This window comes from Streptomyces sp. NPDC026672 (genome assembly GCF_040638185.1).
Classification (GTDB): domain Bacteria; phylum Actinomycetota; class Actinomycetes; order Streptomycetales; family Streptomycetaceae; genus Streptomyces.
In genome coordinates, this window is record NZ_JBEZXS010000003.1 from 115913 (window position 1) to 134782 (window position 18870).

Consider the following 18870-nt stretch of genomic DNA (forward strand, 5'->3'; position numbering starts at 1 on the left):
ACTCCCCGGGGGCCACGGCGCCCTTCGTGTGAGTCGTGGCCCGCCGGGAACCCGGCCGGAGTGATCCGGACGTCTTCCCGAAGGAGCTGACGACGATGAGTGCCGGACGCAGCAGGAGAATCGTGGTCACCGGGGCGACCGGGAACGTCGGCACCAGTGTCGTGCGGGCCCTCGCCGCGGCCGACGAGGTGGACTCCGTGCTGGGCCTGGCCCGGCGCGTCCCCTCGTGGTCGCCCGAGGGCACCGAGTGGGCGCAGGCGGACGTGGCACGCGACGAACGGCTCGCGGAGCTGTTCCGGGGCGCCGACGCCGTCGTCCACCTGGCGTGGCGGATCCAGCCGGCACGGGATCCGATCACGACCTGGCGGACCAACGCGCTCGGAAGCCTGTCGGTGTTCCGCGCGGTCGCCGACGCGAGGGTGCCCACCCTCGCGTACGCGTCGTCCGTCGGCGCCTACTCCCCCGGACCCGCGGAACCGCGGGTGGACGAGTCGTGGCCGACACACGGATGGCCGACGGCGGCGTACTGCCGGGAGAAGGCGTACGTCGAACGGCTGCTGGACTCCTTCGAGCGGGACCGTCCGGAGGTGCGGGTGATCCGGATGCGGCCCGCCTTCATGTTCAAGCGGGAGGCCGCGAGCGAGCAACGGCGGATCTTCGGGGGGCACTGGCTGCCGGGGCGGCTCGTGCGCCCCGAGCGGACGCCGTTCGTGCCCGACATCCCCGGGCTGCGGTTCCAGTCGCTGCACACGGCCGACGCCGGGCGGGCCTTCCGGATGGCGCTGGCCTCGGACGCGCGGGGCGCGTTCAACCTGGCGGCCGAGCCGCCGCTGGACGCGCGGGTGCTGGGCGAGCTGTTCCACGCGCGGGTGGTGCCGGTGCCGGCCGTCGCCGTGCGGTCCCTGCTCTCCGCGGCGTGGGGCCTGGGACTGGCGGCGGTACCGCCCGCCCTGTTCGACGCGCTGCTCCGTCTCCCGCTGATGGACTGCGCCCGCGCCCGCGAGGAGTTCGGCTGGGAGCCGCACCGCACGGCGACCGAGGCGCTCCAGGAGCTGCTGAGCGGTGTGCGCACCGGATCGGGGCTGGACACACCACCGCTGGTCGGCCGCACGGTGGGCGACTGAACGACCGCTCAGAACTTCGGAGGGCAGGGACACCCGACCCACGGAGACATGTGTGGCATGCAATTGTCGTCATGGGGCAACAGCTCACTCGGAAACCATGACGACCCCCCTGGGAGGCTCCCCATGCTGCTGGCCCACCCGGCTGTCCTTCAGGACCTCGTCGAGCAGTACACGACGCTGAGGACACTGCACGCCGAGAAGGGCGACGCCGGTGTCCGGCGCCGCATGGAGGACGTCGCCTACACGCTGTGCGTCTCCACGGGGACGCGCGACGTCGACGCGGCGCTCGTCGCCGCCCGCCACCGCCTCCCGGGCGCCAGGCCCGAGGACGACTCGGTCCTCACCGCGGGCGCCTGACCCGTTCGGGGCCGCGGCCCCGCCCGGGGAACCGCCGCGCGGGTACGACGGAGCCCGGCCGCCGGGGAGCCGGCCGGGCTCACGCGCGGTTCCGGCCGAGCCAGTCCGCGTAGCGGGTGGGGGCCGGACGGGCGTCCTCGTCCGTCAGGACGTCGCCCTCGACCGCGGCGAACATGCCGGCGGTGGGATCGGTGACGACGGTGCGCCCGTTCCCCTCGTGGGCCACGGTGATCCGGCCCAGCTCGTCCAGCGGGAAGACCTCGGGACCGGCGATGTTGCGCACGCCCCTCAGCGGGGCTCCCACGGCCACCTCGGCCACCGCCGCGGCGACGTCCGCGGCGGCGATCGGCTGGATCGGCGTGGCGGGCAGCCGGACGGTGTCCCCCTCGGTGGTCCAGGACAGCACCGCGTCGACGAACTCCATGAACTGGGTCGCGCGGACGATCGAGTAGGGAACGGGCCCGGCCGCGAGGATCTCCTCCTGGAGCGTCTTGGCCCGGTAGTAGTCCAGCCCCGGCACCCGGTCGACGCCGACGATGGAGAGGATCACGAAGTGGCCGACGCCGGCCGTGCGGCACGCGGCCAGCAGGTTCTCCATCGACGTGCGGAAGAAGGCCGGGGAGGCGTCGTCGAAGGTCGGGGAGTTGGTGAGGTTCACGACGACGTCGGCCCCCGCCACCGCCTCGTCCACTCCCCGCCCCGCAACGACGTCGACGCCCGTCGACAGCGCGTGCGGTACGGCCTCGTGACCGGCGGCGTCCAGGTCCGCGACCACCTGCGAGCCGATCAGACCCGTACCGCCGAAAACAGCGATCCTCATGGCATGTCCTTCCTCGGGGTTCCTGGGCAATGTGACACAGAACACCCGGGCCGACATCTCGGACATTGCCGATGTCGCCGACATCCCGCGGGGCCTGGCGGGCCCCTCCGCCCCGGCACTCGGCGTGCGCCGCGATTCGTGTGAACTACACGTGGTCTTCGGCCCGTTGTCCTCGTGGAGCACCACAACGCGACGACGAGGAGCACGTCCATGGGTCACACCGTCCTCATCACCGGCGCCGGCAGCGGGTTCGGGGCGCTGGCCGCCCGCGCGCTGGCCCGAGCGGGACACACGGTGTACGCCGGGGTCAGGGAGACGGCCGGGCGCAACGCCCCCGCCGTCGAGGGCGCCGCCGCATACGCCCGCGAGCACGGGGTGAGCCTGGAGGTGGTCGAACTCGACGTGCGCTCCCAGGAGTCCGTGGACGCCGCCGTGGCCACCGTCCTGCGCGAGCGGGGCACGCTCGACGTGCTGATCCACAACGCGGGCCGGCTGGCGACGGGGCCCAGCGAGGCGTTCACCCCGGAGGAGATCGCCGACATCATGGACACCAACCTGCTGGGCACCCAGCGGGTGAACCGGGCCGTCCTGCCGCACATGCGGGACCGGGAGCGGGGCCTGGTGCTGTGGATCGGCTCGTCCAGCACCAAGGGCGGCACACCGCCCTACCTCGCCCCCTACTTCGCCGCCAAGGCCGCGATGGACTCCTTCGCGGTCTCGTACGCCGCCGAACTGGCCCGGTTCGGCATCGAGACGTCGATCGTCGTGCCGGGCCCCTTCGTGGGCACCGACCTGTTCGCCAAGGCGGCCACGGCGACGGACCGGGAGCGCCGGGCCGCGTACGACGCCCGCTACCCGGGACTGCTGGACCACGTCGGCGGCCGCCTCGCCGCTCTGGCGCCCGAGGACGCGGACGAGGCGATGGTCGCCGACGCCGTCGTCGAGGTGGTCGGCGCACCGCACGGTCGGCGCCCCTTCCGGGTGCACGTCGACCCGGTCGACGACGGGTCCGAGGCCGTGAGCGAGGTCGCCGACCGCGCCCGCGTCACCTTCCTCGGCCGTCTGGGCCTCACCGACCTCCTCGCGCCCCACGAGCCGCCCGCCGCGTCCTGACCATCACGCGGGCCCGGACACCCCTCGCGCCGGGCCCGCGCGGCTCCCCCGATCCCCCGTCACCATGCGTGGTCGCGCGGTAACATCACGACGGCGCCACGAGGGGGAGGCCCATGACACCGCGAAATCCGGACGGGTCCGACGTGAGGGATCCGGAGGAGGCGGAGCGCGCGCTGCGGCGGGCCGAGGCCCGGGGCGTCGGCGGCGCCGGGCTCGCGGACCTCCTCGACCGGTCCGCCGCCGCGCACCGGCGGCGCTTCTGGAACTCCGGCGACACCCGGGACCTGCACCGGGCGGTGGAGCACTACCGGCGGGCCGTGCGCGCCGACCCCGCCCGACGGGCCCTGTGGTCCAACGAGTTGGCGGTCACCCTGACCGATCTGTACGACGTCACCGGCACCGACGACGACCTCGCCGCCGCGCGGCGGGCGGCCGAGGAGGCGACGGCCGCCGCCGAGGAGGGCTCACCGCAGTGGGCGCGGTGCGCGGCGACACTCGTGCTGTGTCTGTGGGACCTGTACGACGCCACCGGTTCGCTCACCGACCTCGACACCGCGATCGACCTCGGCGGCCGGGCCTCGGCCACGCTGCCCCCCACGGACCGCGCGTGGGCGCGGGTGCGCAGCAACGTCGGAATGCTGCGGATGGACCGCTACGAACGGCTCGGCGCCGCCGACGACCTGCACGGGGCGGTCCGGCTCGCCGGGGAGGCCGTCGAGGGCGCGCACCCGGACGACCCGGAGCTGGGCGGCTGGCTGAACAACCTCGGCAACGCGCTGCTGACCCGCCACGGCACCCAGTTCCCCGACGGTGCCGCGCCCCGCCCCGGCGAGCGGATCGACCTCACCGACCTGGACGCGGCGATCGCGGCCTACCGCAGGGCCATCGACGTGTCCGAGTGGAAGGTCGCGGGACGGGCCACCTTCCTGTCCAACCTGGGCAACGCGCTGACCGACCGCGTCGAGGCGCTGCGGCTGGGCGCGTCGCCCGGGAACGGTGAACCCGAACTGCGCGAGGCGGTGCGGGCGCTCACGGAGGCCGTCGACCTCACCCCGCCGACGGCCCCGTACCGGGCGAGCCGGCTGAACGTCCTCGGCGAGGCCCTGCGGGCGCTGTCCGAGGAGACCGGCTCGGCCGACGACGTCGACGCGGCGCGCACGGCGCTGCGGCAGGCGTGCGCGAGCGGTCTCGCCGTCGCCCCGGAGATGACGGTGGACGCGGCGCACAACTGGATCCGGTGGGCGGTGCGGCGCTCGGCCTGGGACGAGGTGGGCGAGGCCGACGGCCATCTGCTGCGGGCAGCGGAGGCCCTGCACCGGGCGCAGTCGCTGCGCCGCCACCGGGAGGCATGGCTGCTCGCGTCCCGCGGGCTCGCGCAGGAGGGCGCCTTCGCGCTGGCCAGACAGGGCAGGCCGGAGGCCGCCGTGGTCCGCCTCGAACGGGGGCGCGCGGTGCTGCTGAGCGAGGAACTCGGTCTGGTCCCGGCCCTGTTGAACCGCCTGCCCGAACCCCTGCGGGACCGGTACGCCGACGCGGTCCGCCGGGTCCGGGAGGCGCTGCGGGACGCGGGCTGAGCGCCCGGCGGCCACCGGACGGCCCCGGAGCGGCGGATACGGCGACGGTGGCCGGGGTATTCCTCATCAGGGCCCGTGGGGGCGGGCCACGATGAGGGGGTGGTCCGTCGTGGAACAGGGTCTGATCGCCCGTGTGTTCAGCCCGTACACGTGGCGGGCGAGGATCCGCCCGGTGCTGATCGCGGCGCTGCCGCCGGCCCTGCCGGTGGTGGTGCTGGTGCCGGACTGGTCGGCCGCGCGCCGGGTGTGGGCGCTCGTGCTGCTGTGCGGACTGCCGCTGCTCCTTGGACAGTTCAGCCGGTCCCGTGGGCGGCGGCTGGAGCCGGCGCTGTTCGAGCGGTGGGGCGGCAAGCCGTCGGTGCAGCTGCTGCGGTGGCGGGGTCCGACGGGGACCGCGCACCTGGCGTATCTGCACGCCCGTATCGAGCAGATCGCGGGACCGCCGCTGCGGCTGCCGTCGGCCGCGGAGGAGCGGTCCGACCCGGAGGGCGCCGACGCCGTCTACGAGGTGGCGGGCACGGTGCTGCGGACGCGGGCGCGGGCGCTGCCGGGCAGTGAGCTGGTGGCGGAGGAGAACCGCGAGTACGGCTTCCGCCGCAACGCGCTGGGGCTGCGGCCGCTGGCCCTGGGCGCGGGGGCCGTCGGTCTGCTCGGGGCGGTGCTGTACGCGGTGGTGGGCTGGCCGCCGGCCGGTTCCGCGAAGGCCGTGGTGGCGGTGCCGCTGGTGCTCGCGGACCTGGCGCTGCTGCTGTTCTGGCTCCGGACGGTCCGGCCCGCCTGGGTGGAGGAGGCGGCGTGGACGTACGCCCGCCGCCTCATCGAGACGGCGGGGCTGCCCGACCTGGAGTCCCGGACGTCGTAGCCACGGTCAGCCGGTGGCGAGGGCGGGGCGCAGGACCGTGTCGCCGTTGCAGTACAGGGCGTAGAGCAGGCCCAGCGGATTGCGGTGGGCGACGGCGAAGTGCTCCCGCGTGGCACGGACGGCCTCCCCGATCGGCTCGCCGGACAGGAGGCGGTCGAAGAACGCGGTGGCCCAGGCCGCGGCGAAGGGGGCCGGGATGTCCGCCTCCGTGCCGAGCACCCCGCGGGAGCGCTCCAGGAAGTGGGTCAGGAAGCCCTCGGTGGACAGCGCCGAGGTGACGGTGGTGCCGCATGCGTTGAGCACGATCACCGGTGAGCCGGGCAGGGCGGTGCCGTGGTCGCGCAGGCTCCGCAGCAGGATTCCCCCGGTGGTGCCCTCCACGGCGAGCCGGGGGTTCGCCGGTCCGTCGTCGTCGGCGTCGTGGGCCACGGCGTGGCAGTAGAGGTAGACGATCCCGGCGGATCCGCCCGTCCCACAGAGGGAGTCGAAGACGGGCTCCTGCCGGTCGTGGACGGTGAGGCGGGCGAGTCCCTTGTCGTCGTAGTCGCGCCAGTACGCCTCCTGCTTCGCGACCAGGTCGCGTCGGCCGCCGCGGTCGATGGCGCGGTTGAGGCCGAGGGTGACGTCCAGGCCCCGCCGGGTGTCGATGGCCACCTCGGTGATGCCGCGGCCCGCGTGGGCGGCGACGGGGATGCAGTCGACCCGGTGGCGAATGCCGAGGATCTGTCCGAAGTCGGCGTCGCGCATGTGCTCGACCGGGCACATCAGGTGCCAGGGCAGCAGGGGTCGGTCGGTGACGAACTGCACGCTGCGCGGGCCGGCCCCGGTCAGGTACTCCTGGATCCTGCGGCCGACCTCTTCGAGCTGGGCGTCGGCCCCGTCGAAGAACAGGTCGCGGAACATCCGGCAACCCGCCTCGGCGAGCAGCCGGGTGTGGTGCGCGTGGACGTCGTCCGGGAGGTCGAGTCCAGTCCGGGTGGGACCCTCGGAGAGCGGGCCCCACTCGGCGGTCACGGCCCACAGCGGACGGCGGGCCTGCACCGCGATCGCGTGCAGGGCGCCGTCGGTCTTGTGCAGCGGCGCCCGTACGGCGTGGCCGATGCCTCCGGAGACGACGATCTCGTACTCGCGGCCGCCCGGGGCCGGCCGTACCTGCACCGACAGGCCGCGGTCGCGCACCTCGGCGACGGCCGTGCGGGAGGGCCCTTGGGCCCGGACGCGTACCGCGTGTCCCGAGACGTTGAGGTGCAGCACCTGCACGAGGCTGCCGGAGCGCCAGAAGGTCGCCTGGAGCGTGAGGGTGCCGGCGCGGGCCGGGGTGATCAGGAAGCGGGCCCGGTCCGGCGAGGGCCCCCGGGCGGGCACGGTCAGTGTGTCGGCGAGGGCTTCGGCCTCGGCGTCGACGCCGTTCACCCGGACGGTCAGCGTCGCGGGCCAGGTGTCCGGGGTGCCGAGGTCCCTGAGCGGCTCGGACACGGAGTCCTCGCGCGGGCCGTCGTCGACGTCGAAGCCCAGGACGAACGTGCCCGGCCGGTCCGCGGGGCCCGGTTCGACGTCGGCGTTGATCCAGCGGCCCGCGCCGTCCAGGTCCGGGGGCAGGATGCCCGCGCGCAGGGCGAGTTGTGAGGCCGGCGGGGTGCGGGTGCCCCGCTCCGCGTCCGCCGCCCGGTCGGTGGGGATGGTCTTGCCGATCAGGGCCGGAGCGAGCCGCTTCTTGACCTCGGCGTGGCCGAGGAGCAGCCGCAGCAGGGCCAGGGCGCGGCGCTCGTACTCCGTCGGCGGTGCCGTCGCCAGCTCCTCCACGGCGGTCAGCAGCCGGGGGCGCAGTTCGGGCCAGTCCTCGCCCACCAGGACCGGCAACTCGTACCAGAGGTCGATGAGTTCGACGAGAGCGGGGTCGGGGTTCACTGTGCCCTCTCCGGATCGGGGTGCGTGCGGGTCACCCGGCCGGGTGTCACCGTCAGGTCGGCGCCCGGCCGGTCCTCGGGCGGGTGGACGGCCCGGAAGCCCCGCTCGGCGGCGAGTCCGGGGCGGGCGTACTCGGTCGTGCTGGGCGAGAGGTAGTTGAACCACAGCACGGGGTCCTCGTACCGCCGCGCGATCCGGGCGACGGCCCGCCGGTCGGGGTGGCCGAAGCGGGCGCCGCTGGTGGAGAACAGCCAGTGGCGGCAGTCCAGTCGGGCGAGGAGTTCCGGGCTGAGGTTGCGGCTGCTGCCGTGGTGCGGCACCTTGCACAGGTCCACCCGGTACGGCCGTCCCCACGGGGTGTCGTCCAGGCGGCGCAGACCGTCGCACAGGGTCTCGGCGTGCGCGTCGGCGCCGAACAGCACACGGGCGCCCTCGTACTCGGCGAGGAAGGCGATGCTCGACCGGTTCGGCACGGACTCGTCGCGGGCGTAGGGGCGCAGGGCCAGTTCGTCCCAGGCCACGCCTGCGTCACCGCCGCGCAGGACGTCCGGGGGCGCGGGGGCCTCGGGGGCGAGCCGTTCGCGTTCGGTCTTCTCCACCCAGCGTGTCCAGTCCCGGCTCAGGTCGAACAGGGCGCCCCGCTGCGGGGACAGCAGGGTCAGCCGCAGCCCCGAGACGTTGACTTCGGGCAGCGACCCGCTGTCCGGGAGGCTGTCCGGGACGGCCACGGCGCGCCCGTTGAACTTCGTGTTCCAGGGCCGGTCCACCAGCAGCCGGGAGAAGGTGTCGGCCTGGGCGTGGCTGAGGACGTCGCCGAGGATCTGCCGGTCGCCGTTGAACCACACCTCGTCCGCGGTGAAGCCCTCCGGCGGATCGCGGAACAGGGGTATCAGCCCGCCGATGTGGTCGGCGTCGAGATGGGTGCACACCACGAGGTCGAAGGCGCGCTCGGCGACCGGCTGTCCGCGGAACCGGGCGGCGAGGCCCTCGGGCAGCCGGCCGCCGCGGCCCCCGCGGCCGCCGTCGACGAGCATGCGGCGGGTGCGTCCTTCGTGCGTCCACTCCACCCAGAGGCAGTCGCCCTCGTGGGCGGGCAGTGCTTCGACTCTGATCACGTGCGGCCCGTCACGCCCCGAAGTGGCCGAAGCCGGCCCAGGAGTGGAGGTCGGCGAAGGAGCGCTCGTCGTCCTCCTGGAACTCCAGTGCCAGCAGGAGTCCTTCGGTGGTCTCGTCGTCCGGCAGCCAGGGCTCGCCGGCGGCGAGGGCCTGCTGGAGGAGGGCGAACCGTTCGCCGTTGGGCACGTCGCGCAGCCAGACCTGGGCGTCGCGCAGCGCCGTGGCCGGGTGGCCGTCCTCGGTGCGCCAGCGCCGGTAGAAGTCGGTCATGAGGAGTGCGGCCGGTACGTCGGGCAGCGACCACATGGCGGCGACGACACCGGCGACACCCGCCTGGAGCAGTCCGCCGGGCAGCGACACCACCTCGTCCGGCAGGACGGTGCCCGGCAGGTACGACTCGCAGGCGGACAGCACGGCCAGGCGGAGCGTAAGCCGCAGCGCCAGCAGGTCGCGCAGCCGCAGTTCGTCGGTGCCGGCCAGGAGCAGTGCGCTGTCCAGCGGGGTGAGCAGATCGGCCTGCCCGTGACAGGCGAAGTGCGCGGCGTCGGCGTCGGCGAGGGCGTCGCGGGCCGCGACGGCGTGGGCGGCCGGTCCGCGCAGCACGGTCGTACGGCCCGGGAAACCGGCCGCCGCCGCGCGGGCCTCCTGCTCGGCCGAGCCCAGGGGCGGCCGTCCGGCCGGGTCCACGACGACGGCCAGCCGCTCGACGCGGCCTGCGGCCCGTGCGCGGGCCGAGGTCAGGGAGCGGGCGTTGGGCACATAGCTGAGGACGAGGTCGTCGAGGGCGTACCGGCGTCCGGTGGGCGCGGCCGGGTCCTCGGTCCAGGCCGCGTGCAGGGGCAGCAGCCCGAGCAGGCCGCCGGCCACCAGGACGGCCCGGTCGGAGGCGCGCAGGGTGTCGCAGACGGGGCCCATGAGGTCGTCCCAGAGCCATTGCGTGGTCGTCTCCAGGGACTTCTCCCACTGGGTCAGCCGTCCGGCGCGGTCGGCCGCGTACGCCCTGTGGGCGTCGTCGTGGGCGCGCGCCCGGGTGCGCACCGCCTCGGCGGTCAGGTCGGGCAGGTCCACCTGGCGTACGTCGTGGTCGTGGACGACGAGGGCGACTCCGCCGCGTTCGGCCGCCGAGAGGTACACCAGCGGCTGCTCCTGGGCGGCGCGGTGGACGTCCTCCTCGGTCGGTTCGGGCAGGAAGTCCTCGAACCCGTCGAGCCGCCGGATCTCGTCCACGACGGCGTCGAGTTCGCGCCTGGCCGCGCGGATCTCCTCGAAGCGGTCCACCCCATCACCCCCAGCACCGTCGGCTCCTTCGCCGATCCGGTGGAACTCAGCGTAGATGAACGCTCACACTGGGGAGGCGAGTCGACCGTCCGAGAGGGAGTGCCCGTGACCGACGACCGGGCCGAGGCGGCGTACCGGGCACGTGACCGGTACGCCGGTACGGGTGATCCGGAGGCGGCCCGCGAGGCCCTGGAGGCGCACGAGGAGCATGTGCGGCTCGCCCGGGACGCGGACTCGCTCGACAACCTGGGCAACCGCCCGCGCGTCTGCCACGACGAGACGGGGGACGAGCATCTGCTGGAGCGGGCTGCCGGACGCCCGCGGTGAGCCGGACGGCCGAGACGGGTCGGCCGGACGCGGTGAGCCGGACGGCCGCTCTCGTGCGGCGGCTTCGGGACCGGCGTCTGGAGCGGCTGGTGGACCGCTTCCTGTCCTGCCCGGACTGGGCGGGCGCCGAGCGGCTGGTGGCCTCGCGGCCGCGGCTGACCGGGGACGAGGCCCTGGCCCTGCTCGCCTCCTGGGAGGAGGAGGCGCGGTCCGGCGCCGACCACACCACCGCGGACACGTTCGAGTACCACCGGCTGCTCCTCGAGCGGTGCCGGGACGAGGGCCCGGCCCGGGTGTTCGGCGGACTGACGGCGGCCGACCCCGCGCAGGAGCGGTGGGAGGAGCTGGTGGAGGCCGCCCTGGACGCGCTGGACCGGGCGGCCGGGTCCGGGCACCGTGCCGACCTCGACACCGCCGTGGACCGCTGCGAGCGGGCCGCCGACCGCTGTGTCACCGCGCCGCAGCGCGTGGTGGCGTACGGCCACCTCGGTGTCGCCCTGCTGCGTCGCGCCGACCGCGCGGGCTCGGCGGCGGACGTGGGCCGTGCCGTCGGCCTCCTCGACGCCGTGTACGCGCTGACCCCGCCGAGCACCCCGGAACGGCTGGACGCGGTCACCAATCTGGCCTGGGCGCTCGAACTGCGGCACCGGGTCGACCGGCACCCCGCGGCCCTGGACCGGGCGGCGGAGCTGCTGCGCCGGGTGGTGGAGCGCGAGGAGCCCGCGGACCCCGACGGTCCGTGGCCGTCCGGCGCGCGCGACGCCGGCATGCTGACGAGTCTCGCGTCCGTGCTGCGCGCCCGCCACTTCGCCACCGGCTCCTCCGCCGATCTGGCCGACGCCGTCGTGTGGTTCGAGCGCGCGGTGCGACACGGTGGCCGGTCCGCGCGGGCGTTGGGCAACCTCGGGGTGGCCCTGTCCGAGTTCTTCGGGTGCACCGGCTCCGTCCGGGAGCTGCGCCGTGCGGAGGAGTGTCTGCGGGAGTCGCTCGCCGGGACGGCCCCCCGCTCGCCCGAACGACCGGCCCGGCTCGCGCACTTGGGTTCGGTGCTCGCCGACCGTCACGTCCACGAGGGCAGGGACGCGCTGGACGAGGCCGTGGCGCTGTACACCGAGGCCGAGCGGGCCGCGCCGCCGGGCTCGCCGGAGCACGCGGCGCACAGCAGCGGGCTGGGCACCGTCCTGCTGACCCGGCACGAACGCCACGGTGACCTGGCCGATCTGCGGGAGGCGGTGCGCGCCCACGAGCGGGCGGCGATCGCGCCGGGCCCCGAACGGGACGACGAGGCGCTGTACCTGGACCAGTGGGGGACGAGCCTGCGGCTGAGCGCCCGCCGCCTCGACGACGCGGCCGAGGCGCACCGGGCGGTCGGGCTGCACGAACGGGCCGTCGCCCTGACCGGCGACGGCTCGCCCGATCTGCCCCTGCGCCGGGGAAACCTCGCCGCGGCGCTGCGGCTGCACGCCGAACTGGCCGGGGACCGCGCCTCCTTGGAACGGTCGGTGGAGGTCCACGAGCAGGTCCGGCGGGCGGTCGGTGAGGAGTCGCCGTACACGGCCGCGGTGTTGACCAACCACGCCGCGGCGCTGCGTGCCTCGGCGCGGCGGACCGGGCGGCGCGCGCCGCTCGACGAGGCCATCGGGATGCTGCGCCTCGCCGTCCGCGCCGGCGCGCCCGACGCTCCCGAACGGGCGGGCAGGCTCGTCGAGTTGGGGCACGCTTTGGCCGACCGCGGGCGGCCGGGGGACGCCGCGGAGGCCGTGCGCGCCTACCGGGAGGGCTGTCGGCTCGCCGACCCGGACAACGTCCCGGTGCGGCTGGTGGCCGGCCGCTCGTGGGGGGCCTGGGCGACGCGCCGGGAGGCCCATGAGGAGGCCGCGGAGGCGTTCGACCACGCGGTGGACGCCGTCGACCTGCTCGTCCGGACCCAACTGACCCGCCCCGCCGCGGAGATCTGGCTGGCGCGGGCGACGGAGGTGGCCGCGGAGGCCGCGCACGCCCACGCCGCGGCGGGCGCCCCCGCGCGGGCGGTCCTGCGCCTCGAACGCGGCAGGGCCCGCCTCCTGACCGCCGCGCTGCGCACCGCGGACACGGATCTGCGGCGGCTGCGCGGTACCGACCCCGACCTGGCCGAACGCTTCCGGCGCGCGGCGGCCCGACTGCACGGCCTGGAGCACGCCGCCCCGCCCCACGGCCCGGGGCACGGGGGCTCTCCGCCCGCGCCCTGAGAACGGCCGCCCTCCCCCGGCCGCAGCCCCGCCGCCCCCCTGTCCGGCCCCTGTACGGGGGCCGTGGTCACACCTGTTCGGTCGGCATGATCCAGAGTTCGCCGACCGAGGTGTGGCGGGGACGGGTGACCATGTAGGCGACGCCGTCGGCGATGTCCTCGGGCGCCAGGGCCTCGGTCCGCGCGAAGAAGCCGTCGATGGCCTCCCGGACCTCGGGCTTGTGGGCGTTGTGCGAGCCCAGTTCGGTCTCCACGCCGCCCGGCTCCAGGACGCCCACGCGCACATGGCGCTCGGTGACCTCCTGGCGCAGCGACTCGGTGAACGCGTTCACGCCGAACTTGGTGAGGCTGTAGACGCCGTAGCCGTTCCACGCGACACGACCGGCGATCGAGCTGATGTTGACGACGTCGGCGACCCGGCGCGGCCCCTCCTCGGCCGCGCGCAGTAGATGCGGCAGGGCGGCGCGGGTGGTGGAGAGCAGGCCCCGCACATTGACGCCGAGCATGCGGTCCCACTCGTCGGCGTCCGCGCCCTCGACCGGGCCGAGCAGCATCAGGCCCGCGTTGTTGACCAGTGTGTCGAGCCGTCCGAACCGTTCGACGGTCTGCCGTACGGCGTCCTCCGCCTGTGCGCGGTCGGCGATGTCCGCCTCGACCGCCAGTGCGCTGCCGCCGGCCCTCTCGATGTCGGCGGCGAGATCGACCAGCCGGTCCTTGCGGCGGGCCACGAAGGCCACGGCGGCCCCGTGCTCGGCGAGCCGGCGGGCCGTGGCCGCGCCGATGCCGCTGCTCGCGCCGGTGACGAGCGCGACGGTGCCGGTGAGCGTCGATGCCATGGGTGTGTCCTCTTTCCGGGAGGTGCGGGAAGGATTCCGGGAGGTGCCGGAAGGGCCGCGAGAGGCGGAACGCCTGGTCGGAGGGGGTGTGATCCCCATGGCGGCCCGATGTCCAGGCAATCACGCGCCGGCGCCCGGCGGACCGCCCTACGGGGTACCGCTCCTCCGGGGGTCTGCCAGTACCCCCTGGGGAGCGCGGACGCGCCGTGGCCCGCCGTACGGTGGTCCCATGGACCGCAGCAACGAGATCCGGGAGTTCCTGCGCAGCCGCCGGGCCAGGATCACCCCGGAGCAGGCCGGCCTCGCCCCGGATCCGCGGGTGCGCCGGGTGCCGGGGCTGCGCCGCGAGGAGGTCGCCCGGCTCGCCGGGGTCAGCGTCGACTACTACGTCCGGCTGGAGCGGGGCCGCACGCTGGGGGTCTCCGAGAGCGTCCTGGACGCGGTCGCGCGCGCCCTGCGGCTGAACACCACCGAGCGCGCCCATCTCTTCGACCTCGCCCAGCCCACCGCGGGCCGCGCCCGCCCGGAGCGGCCGCTCGCCCCGCAGCGGGTCCACCCCTCCCTGCACCGGGCCCTGGACGCCTTCGCCTCACCGGCGATGGTCCAGGGCCGGCGGATGGACGTGCTGGCCGCCAACCGGCTCGGCCACGCCCTGATCACGGACTTCCAGGCGCTGCCGCACCGCGACCGCAACATCGCGCGGTTCGTCTTCCTCGACGAGACGGCCGAGGCCCTGTACCCCGACTGGGAGCAGGTCGCGGGCGACTGCGTGGCGACGCTGCGCGTGTACGCCGGGCGCCATCCCGACGATCCGCTCCTCACCGAGCTGGTCGGTGAGCTCTCCCTGCGCAGCGCCGCCTTCCGCCGCATGTGGGCGGAGCACGACGTGCTCGTCCACACGACCGGCACCAAACGGCTGCGGCACCCGGTCGTCGGGGACCTGACCCTGGACTACGTCGTGCTGGCCGCCGAGGGCGACCCCGAGCAGACCCTCGTGCTCTACACCGCCGAGCCCGGATCGCCGTCCGCCGAGGCGATCGACATCCTCGCCAGCTGGATCGGCACCGGCGCCCGCTCCTCCGAGGGGACGCCCCGCACGGCGTGAGCGCCCGCCGTCACCGCGGCGGCCGGATCGCCCGCTTGAGGATCTTGCCCGTGGGGCCCTTGGGCAGGGCGGGCAGGAACCACAGGTGCCGCGGGTACTTGTAGGGGGCGACCCGCTCCTTCACGAAGGACCGCAGGTCGTCCTCTGACACCCGGGAGCCCGGGACGAGGACGACGGCCGCGGACACCTCCTCGCCGAGGGAGTCGTGCGGGACGCCGACGACGGCCGCCTCCACGACGTCCGGGTGCTCGTAGAGCACCTCCTCGACCTCGCGCGGGTAGACGTTGTACCCGCCCCGGATGATCAGGTCCTTCTTGCGGTCGACCACGTACAGCCGGCCCTCCTCGTCCTGTCGGGCGAGGTCCCCGGTCCTGAACCATCCGTCGGGGATCGCGGCGGCCGTCGCCTCGGGCAGGTTCCAGTAGCCGGCCATCACGTTGTGGCCCCGTACGGCGATCTCCCCCACCTCGCCGGGCCCGACGTCCCGCCCCGCGTCGTCGACGAGGCGCACGCGCACCCCGCTGACGGGGGTGCCGATCGAGCCGGGCCCGCGGGGCCGGTCGAGGTGGTTGAAGGTGGTGACCGGGGAGGTCTCCGAGAGCCCGTAGCCCTCGGCGATCTCGCATCCGAAGCGCTCCTCGAAGGCGTGCAGCACCTCCGTCGGCAGGGCCGCTCCCCCGGAGACGCACAGCCGCAGCGGGTCCAGGCCGCCGACGGGTCCGGCCGGGGCCCCGTGCAGCAGGGCGGTGTACATGGTGGGGACCCCCTCGAAGAGGGTCACCCCCAGCTCCCGCATCAGGTCGAGCACCCGGGCGGGGTCGAAACGGGGCACGAGGACCAGGCAGGCCCCCTGGCGGACGGCCGCGTTGAGGCCGCAGGTCTGGCCGAAGGCGTGGAAGAGCGGGAGGCAGCCCATCATCACGTCCTCGGGTCCCGCGTGCAGGATCTCCTCGGCCACGATCTCGACGTTGCGCAGCAGATTGTGGTGGGTCAGCGCCGCGCCCTTCGGCCGGCCCGTCGTGCCGGAGGTGTAAAGGATGACGGCGATGTCGTCGTCACCGCGCCGCACGGGCGCGGGCCGGTCGTCGCGGGGCTCCGCCGCGGGCAGCCCCGGGCCCACCCGGAGCACGGCGCCCCCGGTCGCCCGCGCCCCGTCGGCCGCCTCCTCGGCCGAGCCCTCCAGCACGAACAGCCGGGCGGCTCCGGAGTCGGCGAGGACGTGCTCCACCTCGCGGGCCTTCAGCAGCGGGTTCACCGGCACCACAACACCGCCGGCGCGCAGTACGCCGTAGTAGTGGGCGGCGAAGGCCGGGACGTTGGGCAGCATCACGGCCACCCGGTCCCCCGGTGCGAGGCCGTCGGCGCGCAGCCGGTCCGCGATCCCCGAGGCGGCCGCGTCCAGTTCCGCGTACGTCGTCACGGTGTCCTCGAACCGGAGGGCCGGAAGGCCGGGACGGCGTCCGGCCGTGTTCGCCAGGTTGTCGGCGAGGTTCGCCATGTCTCCTCCTGTCGGCGGGCCGGTTGCCCGGGGATCACCGCGTTGCCCTTGGTGCGCTCCAGGGTGTCCGGCCCGTGGGACGGCACCAATGGCGCGGCGGACAACGATGCCGGGCCCCGCTTTGTCCCCGGGAACAACGGACGCCGGGATGTTCCACGAGGTGGACCCCCATGCTTGTCGGTGGGGACAACCGGCTCGCGTAGCCTGTCGGGATGCCGCACCGTCCGCCCGTGCCGGGCCTGGAGGAGGTGGCCGAGTCCCTGCTGGACCGGCTGCCGGAACTCGTCGAGCGCTCCCTGCGGCGCATCCGCGAGGAGATCGACGTCTACGGGCCGAACGGCGTCGTCACCGAGGACGAACTGCGCACCTCGCTCCGGCTCAACCTCGGCAGTGTGTTCGCCCAGGTCGCCCGGGGCGCCGAGGCCGAGCCCGACGGTCCCGGCAGGACGGGACGGCGGCGGGCGGTCCAGGGCAGCCCGCTGCCGGACGTGCTGCGCGCCTATCGGCTCGGGTTCGCCGAGTTCTGGGAGGCCCTGACCGAGGAGGCGGCCCGCCGGCGGCTGGATCCGGCCGTGCTGGTGCGGGCTGCGGCGAGCGTGTGGGGGCTCGCGGACGAGTACAGCGACGCGCTGACGGCGGCGTACCGGGAGAGCGCCGCCGAGCTGCTGCGCGCCCAGGAGCGGGAGCGGTCCGCCCTGACCGAGGCCCTGCTCGGCGGGCGGATCACGGACCGGGGGACCCTGTGGGAGGTGGCGCAGAGCCTCGGCCTGCCCAGGAAGGGTCCGTTCGCCGCCGTCGCCGCGGAGGCCACCGCGCTCGGCCAGGAACCCCTCCAGGACGTGCAGGCGCTGCTCTCGGCGCACGGCGTCGCCTCGGCCTGGACGCTGCGCCCCGACACGCAGATCGGCGTCGTGTCCCTGCTGCGCCCGGACGCCCTCGACGTGACCGTGGCCGTCCTGCGGCGGCTCGCCGCGGGGCGGGTGGGGGTGAGCCTGGCCTTCGCCGCCCTCGACGGCACGGGCCAGGCGCTGCGCCAGGCACGGCTGACCATGCAGAGCAGACCGGCGGGGACCGCGTCCGTGACCCGCTTCGAGGACGATCCGCTGACCGTGGTCATGGCGTCGGCGCCCGGCGCCGCCGGCGACCTGGCGCGCAGGGTCCTGGGCCCGGTGCTGGCCCTCGGCGCCGAGACGCGGGAACTGCTCCTCGGCACCTTCGACGGCTGGATCACCGCCGCCGGGTCGGCCACCGGCACGGCGCACGCCCTGCACTGCCATCCCAACACCGTCCGGTACCGGCTGCGCAGGCTGGAGGAGCTCACCGGCCGGTCGCTGCGGGCCCCCGGCGACATCGCCGAACTCGTCGCGGCGCTGCGGGCCGTACGGTCGCTCGCGGAGCTCACGGCCGACGCCGCCCCTCCGGCGGAGCCCGTCTGACGGACCCGCCCGGGATGTTTCACCTGCCGCCCGTCCACAGCGGAAACGTGGAGAACATCAACCAGGGCATGCCCATCTGGGTGTGCGACGGCCCGAGGGAAGCCTGGACGGACCTCTGGCCCAAGCTCAGGCGCGGGAGGCCTTGTCGACGGCGTCGGCCATGCGGACGACGGCCTCCTCCAGGAGGTCACGGCCGGTGGCGAAGTTGAGCCGCACGTGGTCGGCGGTGTGGGAGCCGAACTTCACCCCCGGTTCGAGCGCCACCCGGCCGTGGTCGAGGAAGGCCCGCGCGCTGTCCTCACCGGTCGGCAGTCCCGCGCAGTCGAGCCAGGCGAGGAAGGTCGCCTCCGGGGGTCGCCAGAAGACGGCGGGCAGATGCCGTTCCAGCAGCTCGCCGAGGAACCGCCGACGGTCGTCCAGGGTGAGCAGCAGCCGGTCGAGCCATTCCTCGCCCTCCTCGAAGGCGGCGACCGAGGCGAGCACACCGAAGTGGCCGACGCGCCAGCGGAGGTCGGGGGGCAGCCGGTCGGTGATCGCGGTGGTCGCAGGCGAGCCCGAGACGATCGCGGCGCACTTGAGGCCCGCGAGGTTCCACGCCTTGCTGGTGGAGACCACCGACAACGCGACCTCGGCGGCCCCGGGCACGCTCAGCAGCGGCGTGAACGTCGCGCCCGGCAGGACCAGGGGCGCGTGGATCTCGTCGCTGACGACGGTGACCTCGTACCGGCGGGCGAGTTCGATCACGGCCGCCAGTTCGTCCGGCCGGTGCGCGCGTCCGGTCGGGTTCTGCGGATTGCACAGCAGGAAGGCGGCCGGGCGCCCGGCGAAGGCGCACTCCAGCGCGGCCAGGTCGAGTCCGGCCCCGTCGAGCGGGACCTCCACGCGCCGCACACCGGCCTCGTCCAGCCACTCGTAGAACGGCGGGTACACGGGGGTGTTCATCACGACGGCCTCGCCCGGCCGGGCGATCAGCCGCAGCAGGTGGACGACACCGGTGCTGACGTCCGTCGTCGCGGTCACCCGCGCGGGGTCGATCTCCCAGCCCCAGCGGCGCCCGGCGAACCCGGCCAGGGCGGCCCCCAGCTCCGGCTGGGCATGGCCGTAGCCCGTGTCGGCGCGCTCGACGGCGTCGCGGAGCACGTCCTGGACGGCGGGTGCGAGACCGAAGTCCATCTCCGCGATGGTCAGCGGCAGTACGTCCGGCGCACCGGCCCGCCATTTGGCGCTGCGGCGGCCGCGCAGGGTCGCCAGGTCGTCGACGGGCAGGAGTTCGGGCGGCATGGTCACGT

At 75.1% G+C, this 18870-nt stretch carries 16 protein-coding genes; 9 read left to right on the plus strand and 7 right to left on the minus strand.

The genetic code is table 11. From position 1 onward, the window contains the following. Positions 1-95 precede the first annotated feature (95 nt). Positions 96-1124, plus strand: a complete 1029-nt coding sequence (locus tag AB0F77_RS03865) for an NAD-dependent epimerase/dehydratase family protein (RefSeq protein ID WP_361940919.1) — start codon at positions 96-98, stop codon at positions 1122-1124. 123 nt (positions 1125-1247) lie between these two features. Then, the gene (locus AB0F77_RS03870) at positions 1248-1481 is read left to right on the plus strand and encodes a DUF5133 domain-containing protein (RefSeq protein ID WP_361940922.1); all 234 of its coding nucleotides are present in this window, start codon (positions 1248-1250) and stop codon (positions 1479-1481) included. A 79-nt stretch (positions 1482-1560) separates the two neighbouring features. Here the strand turns inward: AB0F77_RS03870 and AB0F77_RS03875 are convergent, their stop codons facing one another. Beyond that, complete coding sequence (locus AB0F77_RS03875) at positions 1561-2301, minus strand: NAD(P)H-binding protein (protein ID WP_361940925.1); 741 nt, start codon at positions 2299-2301, stop codon at positions 1561-1563. A gap of 210 nt (positions 2302-2511) precedes the next feature. On the opposite strand from AB0F77_RS03875, the gene AB0F77_RS03880 reads away from it, so the two are divergent. From AB0F77_RS03880 to AB0F77_RS03890, 3 genes are all read left to right on the plus strand, one after another. Next, positions 2512-3414 (plus strand): SDR family NAD(P)-dependent oxidoreductase, encoded by a 903-nt coding sequence (locus AB0F77_RS03880; protein WP_361940928.1) that lies wholly within the window; start codon positions 2512-2514, stop codon positions 3412-3414. A gap of 113 nt (positions 3415-3527) precedes the next feature. Beyond that, on the plus strand, positions 3528-4988 hold the full coding sequence (locus AB0F77_RS03885; RefSeq protein WP_361940931.1) for a hypothetical protein: 1461 nt from the start codon (positions 3528-3530) through the stop codon (positions 4986-4988). Between the two features lie 109 nt (positions 4989-5097). Next, a complete protein-coding gene (locus tag AB0F77_RS03890) occupies positions 5098-5850 on the plus strand; it encodes a hypothetical protein (protein WP_361940934.1) in 753 nt (250 codons plus the stop codon). Between the two features lie 6 nt (positions 5851-5856). Here AB0F77_RS03890 and AB0F77_RS03895 read toward each other — a convergent pair whose 3' ends face one another. The 3 genes from AB0F77_RS03895 to AB0F77_RS03905 are packed head-to-tail and all read right to left on the minus strand — an operon-like array spanning position 5857 to position 10152. After that, positions 5857-7758, minus strand: a complete 1902-nt coding sequence (locus AB0F77_RS03895; RefSeq protein ID WP_361940937.1) for a CHAT domain-containing protein — start codon at positions 7756-7758, stop codon at positions 5857-5859. Beyond that, the gene (locus AB0F77_RS03900; RefSeq protein WP_361940940.1) at positions 7755-8873 is read right to left on the minus strand and encodes an MBL fold metallo-hydrolase; all 1119 of its coding nucleotides are present in this window, start codon (positions 8871-8873) and stop codon (positions 7755-7757) included. Before AB0F77_RS03900 ends, AB0F77_RS03895 begins: the two co-directional genes overlap by 4 nt. Positions 8874-8883: 10 nt before the next feature. Next, positions 8884-10152, minus strand: a complete 1269-nt coding sequence (locus AB0F77_RS03905) for a CHAT domain-containing protein (RefSeq protein ID WP_361940944.1) — start codon at positions 10150-10152, stop codon at positions 8884-8886. 105 nt (positions 10153-10257) lie between these two features. On the opposite strand from AB0F77_RS03905, the gene AB0F77_RS03910 reads away from it, so the two are divergent. Both AB0F77_RS03910 and AB0F77_RS03915 read left to right on the plus strand, forming a co-directional pair. Beyond that, positions 10258-10479, plus strand: coding sequence for a hypothetical protein (locus AB0F77_RS03910; protein ID WP_361940947.1), 222 nt, complete (start codon positions 10258-10260; stop codon positions 10477-10479). Between the two features lie 53 nt (positions 10480-10532). Then, entirely contained in the window at positions 10533-12707 is a 2175-nt protein-coding gene (locus AB0F77_RS03915; RefSeq protein WP_361940950.1) for a hypothetical protein, read from the plus strand. Between the two features lie 67 nt (positions 12708-12774). On the opposite strand, the gene AB0F77_RS03920 is transcribed toward AB0F77_RS03915, so the two are convergent. After that, the gene (locus AB0F77_RS03920) at positions 12775-13542 is read right to left on the minus strand and encodes an SDR family NAD(P)-dependent oxidoreductase (RefSeq protein ID WP_361940953.1); all 768 of its coding nucleotides are present in this window, start codon (positions 13540-13542) and stop codon (positions 12775-12777) included. 229 nt (positions 13543-13771) lie between these two features. On the opposite strand from AB0F77_RS03920, the gene AB0F77_RS03925 reads away from it, so the two are divergent. Then, positions 13772-14647: a helix-turn-helix transcriptional regulator gene (locus tag AB0F77_RS03925; protein ID WP_361940956.1), complete on the plus strand. Its 876-nt coding sequence runs from the start codon at positions 13772-13774 to the stop codon at positions 14645-14647. 10 nt (positions 14648-14657) lie between these two features. On the opposite strand, the gene AB0F77_RS03930 is transcribed toward AB0F77_RS03925, so the two are convergent. Next, entirely contained in the window at positions 14658-16145 is a 1488-nt protein-coding gene (locus AB0F77_RS03930; protein WP_361940959.1) for a long-chain fatty acid--CoA ligase, read from the minus strand. A gap of 212 nt (positions 16146-16357) precedes the next feature. Between AB0F77_RS03930 and AB0F77_RS03935 the strand changes: the two genes are divergently transcribed. Next, a complete protein-coding gene (locus AB0F77_RS03935) occupies positions 16358-17581 on the plus strand; it encodes a helix-turn-helix domain-containing protein (protein ID WP_361940962.1) in 1224 nt (407 codons plus the stop codon). A gap of 126 nt (positions 17582-17707) precedes the next feature. Here the strand turns inward: AB0F77_RS03935 and AB0F77_RS03940 are convergent, their stop codons facing one another. Further along, positions 17708-18862: an aminotransferase class I/II-fold pyridoxal phosphate-dependent enzyme gene (locus AB0F77_RS03940; RefSeq protein ID WP_361941490.1), complete on the minus strand. Its 1155-nt coding sequence runs from the start codon at positions 18860-18862 to the stop codon at positions 17708-17710. Positions 18863-18870 lie beyond the last annotated feature (8 nt).

Bases quoted from the DNA above. Each gene is read 5' to 3' on its own strand.
- AB0F77_RS03865 (WP_361940919.1), top strand. From the start codon at position 96: ATGAGTGCCGGACGCAGCAGGAGAATCGTGGTCACCGGGGCGACCGGG.
- AB0F77_RS03870 (WP_361940922.1), top strand. From the start codon at position 1,248: ATGCTGCTGGCCCACCCGGCTGTCCTTCAGGACCTCGTCGAGCAGTAC.
- AB0F77_RS03875 (WP_361940925.1), bottom strand. From the start codon at position 2,301: ATGAGGATCGCTGTTTTCGGCGGTACGGGTCTGATCGGCTCGCAGGTG.
- AB0F77_RS03880 (WP_361940928.1), top strand. From the start codon at position 2,512: ATGGGTCACACCGTCCTCATCACCGGCGCCGGCAGCGGGTTCGGGGCG.
- AB0F77_RS03885 (WP_361940931.1), top strand. From the start codon at position 3,528: ATGACACCGCGAAATCCGGACGGGTCCGACGTGAGGGATCCGGAGGAG.
- AB0F77_RS03920 (WP_361940953.1), bottom strand. From the start codon at position 13,542: ATGGCATCGACGCTCACCGGCACCGTCGCGCTCGTCACCGGCGCGAGC.
- AB0F77_RS03925 (WP_361940956.1), top strand. From the start codon at position 13,772: ATGGACCGCAGCAACGAGATCCGGGAGTTCCTGCGCAGCCGCCGGGCC.
- AB0F77_RS03930 (WP_361940959.1), bottom strand. From the start codon at position 16,145: ATGGCGAACCTCGCCGACAACCTGGCGAACACGGCCGGACGCCGTCCC.
- AB0F77_RS03935 (WP_361940962.1), top strand. From the start codon at position 16,358: ATGCCGCACCGTCCGCCCGTGCCGGGCCTGGAGGAGGTGGCCGAGTCC.
- AB0F77_RS03940 (WP_361941490.1), bottom strand. From the start codon at position 18,862: ATGCCGCCCGAACTCCTGCCCGTCGACGACCTGGCGACCCTGCGCGGC.